Here is a 15,540-nt window from a genome sequence, read left to right on the forward strand (position 1 = left end):
AGGCTGGTTGAGAGAGTTTCATGCTGGCCGAATATCTGTTGGCACTTGTAGCGCGTTGGTTTTACCAGAGTGAAAATGATTGTGCTTAGGCGCTTTGCATACTCACTTTGATGTCTGCAGATCGCCCAGTGAATTTCGGTAGTATTCAAACATAGCTCGGTGTTGGCTATTGGCCTGAAATAAACCCTCTTCAACTTCAGTGATCATTTTCCGCTTAGACAAGGTATAGAGTCCCTGTTCCAGTGCGTAATCCTCATCCTGTTTAGGTACCAGCATATAGCGTCCATGTTCACGCAAGCCAATAAATATTTCATAACCCTGTGCTTTAAGATCCAGTTCTGAAATGGGTTTATCAAGATTGTTGAGGAAAATAGCCGAGAGAATGGACACCGGCAGAATCGGCAAATGTTGTTCTATCTCTTGTGCGATGTCCTCACCTAACTGACCGATTGCCTGTTTACGTGTTTCGTTGTCACACATATTCAGATCAATGCCGTGCTGTCGCTGCCATTGTTGTAACGAGATCGGGTCGCCGTAATTGACACAGGCATAGCCGAACGGCTTGTGCTGGTGCGGCAGCATGTGAGGTACTAACTGTAACAGGAACTTGCTGAATGAAAGCAGGGAGTAAAATCGACCCTTCTGTTTGAACCCCTGTTCCTGGTGGGCCAGCAGTGTTTTATCTTCAGGGATCTTGTCGTAGTTCAGTGCGGTAGGAATAAAAATTATGTCTTTGCAATTTCCTTGTCCCATCGCTTTTGTTACATAGTTGAGCATCCCAAGCTTTAGTGGCTGCATCTTGCCATCCCGGCTTAAGCCGCCCTCGATAAACAGGCCCTGCGGAATACAGTTGCTCACTGCGAGCGAGACATAGCGCTCCAGCATTTTTCGGTACAGAGCACTGCCGCTGTCGCGTCGAATAATGTAAAAACCGATCGCGTGGAGTAGCTGCTGGAATGGGAAACCGCGGGCCCACTCTCCGGCGGAATAAGATATCGCTGCTTTGCGTGATGCCAGATAGATAAGGAAGAAAGGGTCAAAATTAGAGCGGTGATTGGAAACAATCACGATGCAGCTATTGGGGTCGATATTGTCGTATTGCTTTTCAGCGCTGTAACCGACTTTTACCCAATAAAGAAAACGTAAGAAGCTCCTGGCTAACCAATATCCCAGCCTGAAATAGAGAAGGACATTGAATGAGGGCACTAGTTCTTCAGCATATTCACCAGCCCGCTTGTGTACTGCATCGACATCTTCGTCGCCAATTTTGGTCTCTTCCGCGATCGCAGCAATAACGTCCGGGTCAGAGAGGAGTTTGTCGATCAGCAGACCTCGGCGACTATGGGTCTGAGGTGTAAACCCATGACTGAGTTTGTCGTCCAGAATATGTGATGTTCGCAGGGTGCGCTTACGATAAAACTGTTTAAACCAGGGGGCTAAAAAATAATGCAACAGACCAAGTCCTGCCAGTAGTAGCAGTAGCAAGAACAGCCATAGGGGTAAGTGTACCGTGTCGTTTAAGATAACCAGGTCTCTGCTTTAAGAAAATGATAGTTACGGTGCATCGGTAGGCTTCTCCAGTTGACTAAAGATCGCTCGAAGACGCCATAATGGCTGTTGATCCCGAATCAGTCCCAGCGGAATGGTGAAGTGGCCACGGGGATAAACAAAACGGTTCTGGGGCGGTACCTGCCAGCTATCCATATGCGTTTGCCCTGAGGCAAAGGGAGTGACGGTGTCTTCAGATCCCATGACGCTGATAATCTGTTGGGGGGGCATCACCGGGGACGCTTCCGGGTCCAGTTTATTTAGCCATTCGCGTGCCAGTTCTTTATTCCAGCCCCGGTCGCGGAGTGCATCGGAAAGGTGCCAAAGATCAGACAGTGCGCCATCCAGAGCCGCTTCTGCGATATGAGTGCAGTGGGTTACCATGAATAGCGCATCGGGTTGTAACCGCTTGGGCCAGGCTTTCGCTCTGACTGCAATGGCTTTTGCCGTTTGTGCTCCCAGGCTACTGCCACCAATGGCTACCGGGCCGCTACTCGTGGTGCGGCACCAATCCATCAAAACGGCCCATTCACGGGTCTGCGCTGCGAGAAATTCGATCATGCCCACCGGTGCGGTGGACAGTAAGCGCTCGCCACCGAAGTGTCCTGGTATTACCCGTCGCCCATGCCAGGGGGCTTCCGGGCGGACTACCCGAATACCCATGCTCGTCAGGGCGTGTACCTCATCAATCAGGTTATGAAAGTGATCAAACTCAACGAAAATACCATGGCCAAAAATAAGTGTGGGGGGATTTTTTACCCCGACCGGTTCGTGTACCCGTGCATAGGCAAGATCAGCCATGTCCTCTGAGGGAGATTTGAAACGTATCCAGTAGTCTCGTCCGCTGGGGACAGGTATCGAACGTGACTGTTCAACTTCGGGGAATTGATCAGATATTGCAAAGGCAGAATTAAAAACGCTTTGATCTGGATATTTAGAATGGGTTTCTTCCGGAGTTGGCGGGCGCAAGGCGATCGATTGCTTAACCATCTTTCTGAAGGGAGTGAACTGCTTGCGCATCATCAGGTATTCGGTGCGGGTATCCAATCGCATCTCTTCTGCAATCAGCAGTCGTTGTTCAGTAACCGTGTCATCGCCAAACAAGTATGCCTGCCATACCTGTTCGGTCATCAGGTTTTTCACCCGTGCGTGTTCAAAATTAGCCAATACCCGATAAGCCTTTTGGCAATGCTTTGGTGAGGGGGCGATGTTAGCTTCAATGCAGAAGCGGTCAATCGAGCCTTCAGCTGCACGGGCGGATGCCCACAGCCGGGATAGAGGGAAGAACCAATGTTCCAGTATCCAGAGGATTAAACGATCTAGCCAGGGTCGGGTGAGAAGAGGGCTTAACGATGAACGTAAAAAACGCATCACTCGATCTGAGGCAATATGCCGGGGTCTTTTTATCATAATTAACATACTAAAGTGATACGTAAAAAATGTATATAGACTAAATACTGTGGTGTTTTATGTGTCTGGCCTGACGAGAAGGCTGATTTAAAAGGTTTATACCCTGTCGTTAATTTCACTATTTAGATTTCTAAAACCATTAGCTAAGTATTTGTTTTATAATGCCTGTAATTGCCGTTATACAAATCGGTAAATAATTTAAAATTTAATGGTTAATTCGTTGAATAATAAAGATAAAGTAAAGGTTCTATTTGTCTGTCTGGGTAACATCTGTCGCTCACCAACCGCGCACGGTGTGTTTCGTGAGCGGGTCTTGCGGCAGGGGTTAGCGCAGAAGATTGAGATCGATTCTGCCGGTACTGCAGCTTATCATGTGGGTAATTCTCCCGATCATCGCTCGATGGCTGCAGCTTTGCAGCGCGGCTATGACCTTAGCGATTTAAGAGCACGACAGGCGATAGCCGCTGACTTTGGTTACTACGATTATATTCTGGCGATGGATGTGCAGAACCTGACAGATCTTCGTTCAATCTGTCCGGCAGACTATCCGGGTTATTTAGGGTTGTTTTTAGAGCTGGCTGATCTGGATGAGCACGAGGTGCCTGATCCGTACTATGGAGGTTCTACAGGTTTTGATCATGTGTTAGATCTTACTGAGACCGCATCTGAAGCGCTATTAAGACGTATCAATCAGGAGCTGAGAAGTGATGCTTGAATTGCAGGAAAACGTTTCTCTTCAGGCCTTTAACAGCTTTGGTTTTGATGTGTCAGCGCGATACTTTGTAGAGCTCAATTCTGTTGAACAACTAGATATGCTACGCCAGCTGATTGATCGTTGCGGTCTGCCGGTTTTAATTATTGGTGGCGGTAGTAATCTGGTACTGACGGATGACCTTAATCAGTTGGTGGTGTTAAATCGTATTTCAGGTCATGCAATCTCCGAGGTTGAAGGCGGGGTGTTGTGTGTTACAGCGGGAGCTGGCGAGGATTGGCATTCTTTAGTTCGCTGGACGCTCGAGCAGAGCTGTTATGGCTTAGAAAATTTGTCGCTTATTCCCGGTACAGTAGGGGCGGCGCCGATGCAGAATATTGGTGCTTATGGCGTCGAGCTTAAAGACAGGATGTTAAGCCTTGAAGCTTACGATCTGAATAGTGGGGAAACCGTGTTATTCAGCTGTGAAGACTGTCAGTTTGGATATAGGGACAGTGTTTTTAAAAGCCGTTATCCCGGACGATACCTGATTACGCATGTTACCTTTGGGCTTAGTCGTACTTTCAATCCAGTGTTGCATTATGGTGGTTTAACTGGAGAGCTCAGTGCCCGTGGTATTGAATCGCCCAGCGCATTGGAATTAAGTGATCTTATTTGCGAAGTACGCAATTCAAAGCTTCCTCAGCCACAGCAGATCGGTAATGCGGGCAGTTTCTTTAAGAATCCGGTTATCCCTGTTGATCAGGCTGAAAAGCTAAAGCAGCGCTTTCCGAAATTAGTCGCTTTTGCTGACCGGTCAGGTTACAGCAAGCTGGCTGCAGGCTGGTTAATAGATCAGTTAGGCTGGAAAGGTCGTCGAGAAGGGGATGCTGGCGTTTATGATAAGCAAGCTTTGGTATTAGTAAATCATGGCCAGGCCAGTGGTCAGGAAATTTTAGAGCTGGCGGGAAATATACAGGCTGATGTCTTTAAGTGCTTCGGAGTGATGCTGGAGATTGAGCCGCGTTGCTACCCTTAGTGAACGTCGGTGTAGCAATTTCAGGGTTGTTTGCAGTATAAAAATTAATTGCGTACTTGAAAGTGGAAGTAAAAAAGCCGGCTATTCAGCCGGCTTTTTTATTCCTGAGAATTAGCTTTCGCTTTACTCGCTGGAAGAAGTGTTACTTGCAGAAGCTTGCTGGCGTGGGTCATTGGGAGCCCGACGCTGACGACGCTGGCGTGGTGCTGCTGCGTCTGGATTTGCTGCAATAGGCGCTTCACGACGAGGTCTTGCGGTCATTACTTCATCAGGAGCGACTACAGGAGCGGTCAGATCTGGGCGCTTACGGACCCGGCGTCCCGCCGTGCGAGGTTGCTCTGTGGTTTCAGCAACAGGTGCTTCAACAACTTCAGCTACGGGCGCTTCAGCAACAGGGGCTTCAACAACTTTAGCTACGGGCGCTTCAGCAACAGAGGCTTCAACAACTTCAGCTACGGGCGCTTCAGCAACAGGGGCTTCAACAACTTCAGCTACGGGCGCTTCAGCAACAGGGGCTTCAACAACTTCAGCTGCGGGCGCTTCAGCAACAGGTGCTTTAACAGCTTCAGCTACGGGTGCTTCAACAACTGGTGCTTTAACCGCTTCAGCTACGGGCGCTTCAACAACAGGTGCTTTAACAGCTTCAGCTTCGGGCGCTTCAACAACTGCTGCTTCAACGACAGGTTCTGCAGTTACAGATGCTTCTGCTGCTGAAGTGTTCGCCTGATCTAGCTTTGCTGAATCTGTAGCATTGTCTTTTTTAGGTCCGCGATTACGCTGTCTGCGTTTACGTGGAGCTTCAGAAGGTTTTGCTTCAGTGTTAGTTTCATTTACCGCTTGTTCAACAGCGACTGAAACCGTTTCAGCGGCTGCTTCAGGATTAACAGTCGACTCTTGGTTAGTGGTAACAGAAGCATCTGCAGTACGTTTTCCACTGCGCTCTCCGCGACGACGGCGACCACGACGACGTTCACCGCGAGGGCGACCATCTTCATTCTGCTCGGCAGGCTGATCCTGATCATTGCCAGGTTTAGCAACGTTCATCTCTTCTGGTTGCTGCTCTTGCTGACGTCCCTTGCCACGCTCACCACGACGACGATTACGAGAGCGGCCCTGGCTGGATTCCCCTGACTTCTCCTGAGTCTCTTTTACAGGCGGTTTTGCTGTGCTATCACTCAGGTTATCGACCAGTTTGTCGCTATCACGGCGCTGATTGCGGTTGCGATCACGGTCGCCACGGTCACGTCGGTTATTTGAACGTTTACGACCGCGTTGCTTCTTATTGCGTTCTTCCTGCTCTTTCTCCTGCTGAGCTTTAACCTGAGCCTTTTCAGCTTCGGAGTCACCAAACAGAGCGCCGAAAATTTTGCTGAAAAGTGAAGGCTTAGTTGCTGTAGCGGGCTTAGTGGCGACGACGTCTGACTGAGGAGTCGCTTGCACAGGAGCGGGCGTTGCTGGTGCAACAGTGTTTACTGCAGCTCGTTCACGTACTGGTTGAACTTTTGCAGCTTCAATTTTCGGCTCGTCTTCAGGTTCTGGCTGAAGAGTATAGCTGGCATCATTGGTGTTGATTACGGTGTGGTCGTCACGCAGACGAACGACTTCGTAGTGCGGTGTTTCCATATTTGGATTAGGCACTACGACAACGCGTACATCATTACGTAGCTCTACTTCGTGAACTTCGCGGCGCTTTTCGTTCAGTAGGAAGGTAGCGACTGAAACAGGCAAGATAGCCCGAATCTGTGCGGTACGATCCTTTGATGCTTCTTCTTCGATCAGGCGGAGAATGGACAGTGCCAGAGATTCGGTATCACGAACAGTGCCTTGACCGTTACAACGAGGGCAAACTGCGCCCCGGCTTTCTATCAAAGAAGGGCGTAGGCGCTGGCGGGACATTTCCATCAGGCCGAAGCGAGAGATGCGACCCAGTTGAACCCGTGCGCGATCCACTTTAAGGGAATCACGCATCAGGTTTTCAACTTCGCGCTGGTTTTTGATCGGTGACATATCGATAAAGTCGATAACGATTAGTCCGCCAATATCACGTAAACGCAGTTGGCGAGAGATCTCGTCGGCTGCTTCAAGATTGGTCTGTAGCGCCGTTTCTTCGATGTCGCTGCCGCGTGTAGCACGAGCGGAGTTGATATCGATAGATACAAGGGCTTCAGTCGGATCTATTACAATAGAACCGCCAGAAGGTAGCTGAACTTCACGCTGGAATGCCGTTTCGATCTGGCTTTCGATCTGGAAGCGGTTGAACAGAGGGATCTGCTCATCATAGAGCTTGATCTTGTTCAGGTAGCTTGGCATAACCTGCTGAACGAAGTTCATAGCGTCTTTGTAGACATCGGGATTATCGATCAGTACTTCGCCGATATCCTGGCGCAGGTAATCACGAATCGCACGAATGACGACATTGCTTTCCTGATAGATAAGGAAAGGAGCACGACGCTCGTCGGATGCGGTCTTAATCGCTTCCCACAGAGTCATCAGATAATCCAGATCCCATTGAAGTTCTTCGGACGTGCGGCCAATGCCAGCGGTACGGACAATAGCGCCTGTCTTAGGCGGAATAGTCATGCCGTCCAGAGCTTCTTTAAGCTGTTTACGGTCATCGCCTTCGATACGGCGAGAGATACCACCGGCACGAGGATTGTTTGGCATTAGAACCAGATAACGGCCTGCCAGACTGATAAAGGTAGTGAGTGCTGCGCCCTTGTTACCGCGCTCTTCTTTGTCTACCTGGACAATGACTTCAGTGCCTTCAGCGAGAACTTCTTTAATATTCGGGCGTCCGCCTTTGTCGGAGCCTTTTTTAAAGTATTCGCGAGAGATCTCTTTGAGGGGTAAAAAGCCATGGCGCTCAGCACCGTAGTCAACAAAAGCAGCTTCCAGGCTAGGTTCAACCCGGGTTATTTTGCCTTTGTAAATGTTGGCTTTTTTCTGTTCACGGGAGCTGGATTCCATATCCAGGTCGTAGAGGCGTTGGCCGTCAACCATCGCAACGCGCAACTCTTCTTGTTGAGTTGCATTAATCAGCATTCTTTTCATTGTTTGTTAGCGTTCTCTTATAACACTAACGCAGTTCATCCAGCCGTAAGCCACACAGAGAGGTGTCCGGTATAAATACAATCCGGACACGGAAAACCAAGTCTTCGTAGCGACTTTGTGTTCAACTTTATGCCTGGCCGCTTTGTTATGCGGGCAGGTCTATCGACGGTGAAGGAAACAGTAGCCTCATATCGACTTCTTTATAGAGTCTGATCAGGTTGTTGCTGCCGCTGTAGTTGAGGCAGGTTCCGGGCTATTGACATCTTCACCTCCAACTGGTTTTGCAATTCAGGGCATTGCCAGCTAGATGAAATACGTAGTAATTCTCTTTAAATTAATGCTGTACAGGGGATTCAAACCGGTCATTTGCTTGATTCTAAGAACTAAATGGCAAAAAAACCGGGAATTTCAAATTAGCTAAAGCCAACTGCCCGCAGCAGCGCTAGAATATAGCAGCTTAAATTGACAGCATCAATCGAAAGGTCCGATATCTAATTAATATGTCAGAACAAAATGCATCTCCAGCCCCAGCCGTTCAATGGTTTGAAATTGAATCCGAGCTGCAGGGCCAGCGAATTGATAACTTTCTACGCACCCGTCTTAAGGGTGCCCCTAAAACGCTTATTTATAGAATTCTGAGAAAGGGTCAGGTTCGGGTAAATAAAAAACGTATTAAGCCTGATTACCGATTGCAGGCGGGGGATTTAGTGCGTGTTCCTCCGCTCAGGCTTAGCGAAGAGAAACCACAGGCAACGGTTAGCGATAATCTGAAGGAGCTGATTGAAGCAGCGATTCTGTTTGAGGACAATGATCTGATTGTTCTTAATAAGCCTTCGGGTCTTGCTGTTCATGGGGGCAGTGGTATTAGTTTGGGGCTTATAGAATCTATCCGCCAGATTCGCCCCGAGGTGAAATTCCTGGAGCTGGTTCACCGGCTTGACCGGGATACTTCCGGCTGCATTATGGTGGCGAAAAAGCGCAGCGCATTGCGTTTTTTACATGCGGCGTTACAGGCTAAGAAAATTACTAAGATTTATCATGCCTTAGTTGAGGGGAAATGGTCGACTCGAAAGACCAAAGTAGATGCTCCGCTGCAAAAAAATGAGTTAAAGTCAGGCGAAAGGGTGGTGAAGGCTCATCCAATGGGTAAAGCTTCACTAACTGAATATAAGGTTTTACAACGTTTTGGTGGTTTCGCAACCCTGGTTGAGGCAAGACCTATTACGGGCCGGACTCACCAGATCAGGGTGCATTGTCAGTTTGCAGGGCATCCGATCATTGGTGATGATAAATATGGCACTGATGAGATGAATCGTGAGATGAAAGGTTATGGGATCCGTCGGCTGTTTCTTCATGCCGCTGAATTACGCGTGCCTATGCCGTCAGGCGGTAGAAAAATTTTCCATGCTCCTCTTGGAAGTGAGCTGGAAACGGGATTAAAAAAATTGCAACACATTGACGGGCTTTGATAGGCCCGCTAAGGCGTTATAAATGAGTCAACAGATTAGTACTGAAGCGTTTAATAAAGCAGCAGATGTTATGCTGAAAAATGGTAAATCACCTAACACCGTTGAACTGGCTCAGGTTCTTGGGGCAGATGAACTGGATTTAAATGAGTTACTGGAACAGTGGTGGAGCGTTTTGCCGGATCGTATCCGGATGTTGGGTGATTCCTCTGTTAAGTTGCCTGAATTGCCGGAATCTCTCGTTCATAGTGTGGAGTCCTTATGGCAACACGCAGTTCAGGAAGCTCAGTCAGCGTTGACAACTGATAAGCAGTATCAGCAGCTGGCCAGTGAAGATGCTCGTCGTCATTCTGAAACGGAGCTATTTAAAGCGCAAAGTCAACAAGCGGAAATGGACCAGGTTTTCCGTGAAGTACAGCAGCAGCTGGAGCAGGAAAAGCATCACGTTCAGGTGCTCGATGCTGAGATCTCTGTTTTAAAAATCAATCTGGCTACTGTTACTACAGAGCAAAAGACCGAAGAGCAGCGCCGTCTTAATACTGAGCAGGAGTTGAACCTGTTACAGAAGAAGATGGATGATTCGAAGAGGACCTTCGATCAGCGTGTCTTGGAAGAGCAACGTCATGGTTTGGATCAGGTTGCTAAAGCTGAAGCGGATACTCGATATTATCGAAGCGCTTTAGAGAAGTTGAGAGATGAGTGTGGCCGTAAAGAGTCTGCATTGACTAAAGATATTCATAATCTTCAGGCGCTGGTAGCAAAGAAAGATGTAAAGTTAGATACCGGGAAAACTCAGATTAAAGCATTGGAAACTGAACTAAAACGCTACCAAAGTGATGATAGTCAGAGCGTCAGGGAAAGAAGTCAGCTAAGTAGTTCCTTATTGTCTGAACAGAACCGCAGTAAACGACTTGAAGATAAAGTAAGTGAGATAAAAGAGGAGCTGAAACGGGTAAGTCAGAAGAATATCAGTGCGGCAAACGACGCATCACGCCGTGAAAATTTGCTCCGTGGTCAGTTAAAAGATAAAGACGAAGATGTTATGCGTGCCAATGCGCGGCTGGTTTCTTTAGATAAGAAAATTACCGCTCATGAGGAAGAGATCAGACGGCTTCGAAGCCGCTTGTCCTGATCTCTTTATTGGGAGTGTTACCTGATTTGATAACCGTGTATTATAATTAAAAGTTATTAAAAGACTCGTTTATCAGTGTTGGAGGTATAAATGAAGCTGCAGCAACTGCGTTATATTTGGGAAGTTGCCCGTCATGATCTTAATGTATCAGCTACGGCGCAAAGCCTTTATACCTCTCAGCCTGGAATTAGTAAGCAGATACGCTTACTGGAAGATGAGCTGGGCGTAGAGGTATTTGCGCGTAGTGGTAAGCATTTGACCCGGGTTACTCCGGCTGGCCAGGCAATTCTTGAGGTTGCCGGTGATATCCTGCGGAAAGTCGAAAGCATTAAACAGGTGGCTCAGGAATTCAGCGATGAAAAAATGGGGAGCCTGGAGCTGGCAACAACGCATACACAGGCTCGTTATGCTTTACCGGTGACTATTAATAGCTTTATGAAGAGCTATCCGGAAGTTTCTCTGCATATGCATCAGGGTACCCCGATGCAAATTGCAGAAATGGCAGCTGATGGGGCGGTGGATTTTGCTATTGCTACGGAAGCAATGGCACATTTTAATGATCTGATTATGATGCCTTGTTACCGCTGGAATCGTTCTGTTGTGGTGCCGAAAGATCATCCATTGGCTCAGGTATCAAAGCTTACCCTTCAGGATGTCGCTAAGTGTCCGATCGTGACATATGTATTTGGTTTTACCGGCCGCTCAAAACTTGATGATGCTTTTAGTCGTGAAGGTCTGGAACCGAAGGTTGTCTTTACTGCGGTTGATTCCGATGTCATTAAAACCTACGTGCGCTTAGGCTTAGGTGTAGGCATTATTGCGACTATGGCTTTTGATGAAAAGCTGGATAGTGACTTGGTTGCTCTCGATGCAAGTCATCTGTTTGAATTTAGCACCACTAAAATTGGTTTCCGTAAAGGTACGTTCTTGCGTGGATATATGTACGACTTTATTCAGCAGTTTGCTCCACACCTGACTCCTGATGTAGTTCGTCAGGTTCAGTCTTGTAGTAGTCGAGCAGAAATTGAGGAGATATTTGCGGGGCAAGTATTGCCTGATTTGTAATCCAGTCAGGAACAAATCTAATCTATTTTAAAAGCCTCTTCAGAGGTTTTTTTGTTTTTAAGTACAGCAGTATCAAGGCTTTTTAAGCAAGCCCCTCTTAGAAAGGAGTTGGTTTCTCTGTCGAGCTAATAAAACACAGAGAAAGCGGTCGATGAGAGAGCTCTTTTGGGACGTCAGGCAGTTTTTTCTAAAGTAAAAACTGCCTATGTCCATTATCACTACAAGCAGCGGCATGTCCGGAGTATAAGAACCTGTCGGGCAGGGCTGACGCAGGCTCTTTGTGAGGTTTAAATATTATTCAGGAAAGTGATTAACTGATCGTTTCAGTTTTTATCTGGTTTGCCGGTTCGTAAAACTTTGGCCAATATTTTTCAACGACTTCACCTGAGCTACCAAATGTGTGGCAGGTATTCAGAACCTGAGGCTTTTTATCTCCGTCCCCCCAGCCCTCTATGTCTTTTCGCTCGGTATGAGTCGCCTGAAATGCCGTAGTTGCGATAGGACCGAGTAATTCAAGTAAGTGGGTGCAGCCATTAGTACCACTGAAAAGCTCTTTACACTTTTTAGTAAAGCCAGGAGCGATTCGGGTACCGATGAGTAGCTGATATCTGTCGGCTATCGAAGGGCACATTCTATATGGGGTGTAGTCCATGCTGGCGACCGCGTCGAGGATATTAAAATCTAGGTCGATAGTGATACGTATTGCCAGTAAGTGAATAGGCTCGCCGGGTTCAACAATACCGTCGTTGCGTTCGCGAATCTCAATGGGGGCTGTTTTTATATCGCTCAGGTGCCCTTCAATATCCCATAAGCCATCGCTACGCTTGTAGCCTGTACAGGTGACGGTGCGAGTGTGTTCGAGAATGCGCTCAGTAGGCTGAGGTAATGGCATAGGGTATGTTCTTTCTGTAATGTAAATGTGTAATAGCCTTTGAATAGGCTGTCGTCTGCTTTGAGAAGTTTCAGAAGCTGTTGTTCGGTGTCGCTATATAGCCTCATTTTAACGGTTATTCATGCAGGTATCGAGGTTGATGTAGCGATAGGCGAGGGTGATTGCTCCTCTTTTTAGAAATTTGAAGTGTATTTACTGTAGTTGCGGGCTCTTATCTTAAAACGAGCAATATAAAAAATATTTACGTTTCAAACTTATTAAGTTAACATGTTAACTAATTTGAGGCTGGTAAGCTGTATAAAGTGCTTTGTCAGTGTGCCGCAAAGGATTGTTAACTGTTTAATGGATAGTACTTGATACGAAATAATAAAATTATTTTGTTAAATGGTATCGTTTTTCGGTTAAACTAATAACTTGATCTCAGACAATTAGATTTTGGCTGAGGTCTGGTAAGGAATAATAAAGAGGGAATAATCCCCGTTATGCTCTTAATGTGATTTAAGAGCATCGAAAGACATGTGCTGGAGACCGATAGAATGAGAATTTTAAATTGCCTTAGCCAGGTAGGAGAAGCGGGAGCTGCCCCGTCTACTTTAAGAGCCAGGATCGAAAGCCCGTTGGGTTACGAAGCTTAACAGTCACGAATCTATCCACTAAAACAATAATCGAGCTGGCTAACCTTAATGTAAGGTCCAGTAGATATAAATAAGGAGTCTGATATGGCTTTTAGTGCCTGGCTTTCAATGCACTACGAGGAGAAAGGACCGGTTGTCTGGCTGGCCTTCTTTCTTGAGTTGATTGCTGCTGTAACGCTGTTTTTCCTGATGGCGTTGACCTGCGCAGATGTGTTTGGTCGTTACTTCCTTGGCAATGCTGTCGATGGTGCAACGGAGATGACTGAGATGGGGATTGCAATTCTCGTCTTTGCAGAAATGCCTGTAATTACATGGCGTGGTGGCCATGTTGTTGTCGATATTCTTGACCGTATGTTAGGCAATACGCTGATAAAGATTCTGGGGCTATTTTCTGCGCTTCTGATTTCTACATCGCTCTATTTTCTGGCAACGCGTATTTTTCAACTGGCAGAAAGATCGTTACGTCGTGATGAGGTGACCGAATTTCTAGAGATGCCGGTGGGCTACATCGTTGAATATATAGCGTTCATGAGCTGGGCTACAGCTGCGCTTATGATCACTTATGGTGTATACCGGTTGCTAGTTCAGTCACGCAACTGATTTTGGCCTTCATCTCAATACGCTGATAACGTTACAGGTATTTTCAGAATGATTACTGCATTAATTGGTTTTGCAATCTTACTGTTGATTATCGTGGTCATCCGCATTCCTATCGCATTTGCGATGGGACTGGTTGGCTTCTTTGGCTTTGCTTACATGCAGGGGCTGACTTTCGACAATTTTATGGACTTTCGCTGGAATGGTGCGCTATCCATGGCCGCCAAGCGAGTTGTAGATACTTCTCAGGAATATGGTCTTTCCGTTATTCCTCTCTTTATTCTTATGGGCAACCTGGTAACTAAGTCAGGACTTTCTCATGAGCTTTATCGCGCGTCATACGCTTTTTTAGGGCACCGTAAAGGCGGTCTGTCGATGGCGACTGTTGTGGCTTGTGGTGGCTTTTCTGCTATTTGTGGGTCCAGCCTGGCGACGTCTGCGACTATGGCTAAGGTGGCGATGCCGCCGATGCGTAAATACGGCTATGCAGACTCTCTTGCAACCGCTTCTATTGCAGCGGGTGGAACACTGGGTATTCTGATACCACCTTCTGTTATTTTGGTTATTTATGGCCTGCTGACTGAAACCAGTATTCGTGAGTTGTTTGCAGCAGGCTTTATTCCTGGAATGCTGGGAATTTTGTTGTACTTAGCGGCAGTGCGTTATGTGGTTTGGCGTGATCCTGCAGCAGGTCCTTGCGGTGAGAAAATGGAATGGCCGGAGCGTCTTAAAGCGCTGAATGGTGTCTGGGGTGTTCTGACTCTGTTTTCTGTCGTGATGGGTGGAATATACATGGGTATATTCACGCCGACTGAAGCGGCGGGTATAGGTGCTGGTGGTGCGTTCTTTATTGCACTGTTCCGTCGTTCGCTAAGCTTCGGTAGTCTGTTTGATATCTTAACCGACACTGCGCGTACCTCTGCGATGCTATTCGCTGTACTTATCGGTGCATTGATCTTCTCAAACTTTATCAACCGGGCAGGGTTGCCGGCAGATTTGCTGGCGTTAGTAAATAGCATGGATGTCGCACCGATGGTGGTGATCCTGGTTATTCTGGCGATCTATATCGTTCTTGGAATGGTGTTTGAGAGCCTGTCTATGCTGCTGCTGACTGTGCCTATCTTCTTCCCGCTCGTTGCCAGCCTGGGTTTCGATCTGGTTTGGTTTGGTATCGTTGTGGTTGTTGTTACCGAGATCAGTCTGATCACGCCGCCGGTGGGGATGAATGTATTCGTGCTTAGTGCGGTGCTTAAGGATGTTAAGGCCAGCACAATCTTTAAGGGTGTAACACCATTCTGGTGTGCGGACATTATTCGTCTGGCGCTGATTACGTTTATCTCTTCGATTGCGCTCTTCCTGCCAGAAATGTTGTATCGATAAAGTCATATTAAGCATTTAAGGCCCCTTGAGGGCCTTTGTTTATGAGGGTTACAGTATGCTACCTGATGTTAAAAAAATTCTTTACGCGTCTGATATTGATAAAGGTTCTCGTCCGGCATTCAGGGCTGCGGTGAGTCTTTGTGGTCATTACAATTCAGAGATTACCTATCTTCATATTATTGAGCCTCTCAGTGCCTCAGCACAGAGTGTGGTTGAAACAATGATGAATGATGAATCTCTGCATGAGATGCATACTCAAGGTTTAGAAAACTTAAAGCGTAAAATGGAAGATAGAATTGCGCGCTTTTGTGAGACAGAGCTTGAAGAAAATGAGATGCTTTCTGAAGGTTCAGTGCAATCTCGTGTTGAAGAGGGAACGCCTTGGAAAACCATCCTCAGGGTTGCTGATGATATTGATGCAGATGTCATTGTTATGGGAACCCGTACCCACTCTGCGGTTGGCCAGTTTCTACTTGGCTCCACTGCTAACAAAGTGATGCAGAACTCCAAGCGTCCAATTCTGATCGTGCCTTTATAAGCAGATTAGCGTTCAGGGGTATGGCCGTTGTGCTGTAAGCGCCCCTGAGAAAATAAAAGCGACCCCTTCTTTTCGAGGGGGTCGCTTTTTTTATGT

The 15,540-nt window shown here is 47.2% G+C and carries 12 protein-coding genes; 8 read left to right on the top strand and 4 right to left on the bottom strand.

Annotation, left to right across the window (positions count from 1 at the left end; all coding sequences use genetic code 11):
- Window positions 1–102: 102 nt before the first annotated feature.
- Window positions 103–1,452: a 1-acyl-sn-glycerol-3-phosphate acyltransferase gene (locus AMJAP_RS07845; protein ID WP_169336953.1), complete on the bottom strand. Its 1,350-nt coding sequence runs from the start codon at window positions 1,450–1,452 to the stop codon at window positions 103–105.
- 102 nt (window positions 1,453–1,554) lie between these two features.
- Complete coding sequence (locus tag AMJAP_RS07850) at window positions 1,555–2,919, bottom strand: alpha/beta fold hydrolase (RefSeq protein WP_019621711.1); 1,365 nt, start codon at window positions 2,917–2,919, stop codon at window positions 1,555–1,557.
- Between the two features lie 247 nt (window positions 2,920–3,166).
- Here AMJAP_RS07850 and AMJAP_RS07855 point away from each other — a divergent pair, with 247 nt between their 5' ends.
- On the top strand, window positions 3,167–3,673 hold the full coding sequence (locus AMJAP_RS07855) for a low molecular weight protein-tyrosine-phosphatase (protein ID WP_019621712.1): 507 nt from the start codon (window positions 3,167–3,169) through the stop codon (window positions 3,671–3,673).
- On the top strand, window positions 3,666–4,688 hold the full coding sequence (gene murB, locus AMJAP_RS07860) for a UDP-N-acetylmuramate dehydrogenase (RefSeq protein ID WP_019621713.1): 1,023 nt from the start codon (window positions 3,666–3,668) through the stop codon (window positions 4,686–4,688). Before AMJAP_RS07855 ends, murB begins: the two co-directional genes overlap by 8 nt.
- A gap of 123 nt (window positions 4,689–4,811) precedes the next feature.
- Here the strand turns inward: murB and rne are convergent, their stop codons facing one another.
- Window positions 4,812–7,730 (bottom strand): ribonuclease E, encoded by a 2,919-nt coding sequence (gene rne, locus AMJAP_RS07865; RefSeq protein WP_019621714.1) that lies wholly within the window; start codon window positions 7,728–7,730, stop codon window positions 4,812–4,814.
- 509 nt (window positions 7,731–8,239) lie between these two features.
- On the opposite strand from rne, the gene rluC reads away from it, so the two are divergent.
- From rluC to cysB, 3 genes are all read left to right on the top strand, one after another.
- A complete protein-coding gene (gene rluC / locus AMJAP_RS07870; RefSeq protein WP_019621715.1) occupies window positions 8,240–9,208 on the top strand; it encodes a 23S rRNA pseudouridine(955/2504/2580) synthase RluC in 969 nt (322 codons plus the stop codon).
- Between the two features lie 22 nt (window positions 9,209–9,230).
- Window positions 9,231–10,337, top strand: a complete 1,107-nt coding sequence (locus AMJAP_RS07875) for a DNA-binding protein (RefSeq protein WP_019621716.1) — start codon at window positions 9,231–9,233, stop codon at window positions 10,335–10,337.
- A gap of 90 nt (window positions 10,338–10,427) precedes the next feature.
- Entirely contained in the window at window positions 10,428–11,402 is a 975-nt protein-coding gene (gene cysB, locus AMJAP_RS07880; protein ID WP_019621717.1) for an HTH-type transcriptional regulator CysB, read from the top strand.
- A 310-nt stretch (window positions 11,403–11,712) separates the two neighbouring features.
- On the opposite strand, the gene AMJAP_RS07885 is transcribed toward cysB, so the two are convergent.
- On the bottom strand, window positions 11,713–12,294 hold the full coding sequence (locus AMJAP_RS07885; protein WP_019621718.1) for a DUF2889 domain-containing protein: 582 nt from the start codon (window positions 12,292–12,294) through the stop codon (window positions 11,713–11,715).
- A gap of 719 nt (window positions 12,295–13,013) precedes the next feature.
- On the opposite strand from AMJAP_RS07885, the gene AMJAP_RS07890 reads away from it, so the two are divergent.
- From AMJAP_RS07890 to AMJAP_RS07900, 3 genes are read left to right on the top strand one after another with little or no spacing between them, the layout of a single operon-like run.
- Window positions 13,014–13,529: a TRAP transporter small permease gene (locus AMJAP_RS07890; protein WP_019621719.1), complete on the top strand. Its 516-nt coding sequence runs from the start codon at window positions 13,014–13,016 to the stop codon at window positions 13,527–13,529.
- Window positions 13,530–13,577: 48 nt separating this feature from the next.
- Window positions 13,578–14,906, top strand: coding sequence for a TRAP transporter large permease (locus tag AMJAP_RS07895; RefSeq protein WP_019621720.1), 1,329 nt, complete (start codon window positions 13,578–13,580; stop codon window positions 14,904–14,906).
- Between the two features lie 55 nt (window positions 14,907–14,961).
- The gene (locus AMJAP_RS07900) at window positions 14,962–15,444 is read left to right on the top strand and encodes a universal stress protein (protein WP_019621721.1); all 483 of its coding nucleotides are present in this window, start codon (window positions 14,962–14,964) and stop codon (window positions 15,442–15,444) included.
- Window positions 15,445–15,540 lie beyond the last annotated feature (96 nt).

Source organism: Amphritea japonica ATCC BAA-1530, assembly GCF_016592435.1.
Classification (GTDB): domain Bacteria; phylum Pseudomonadota; class Gammaproteobacteria; order Pseudomonadales; family Balneatricaceae; genus Amphritea; species Amphritea japonica.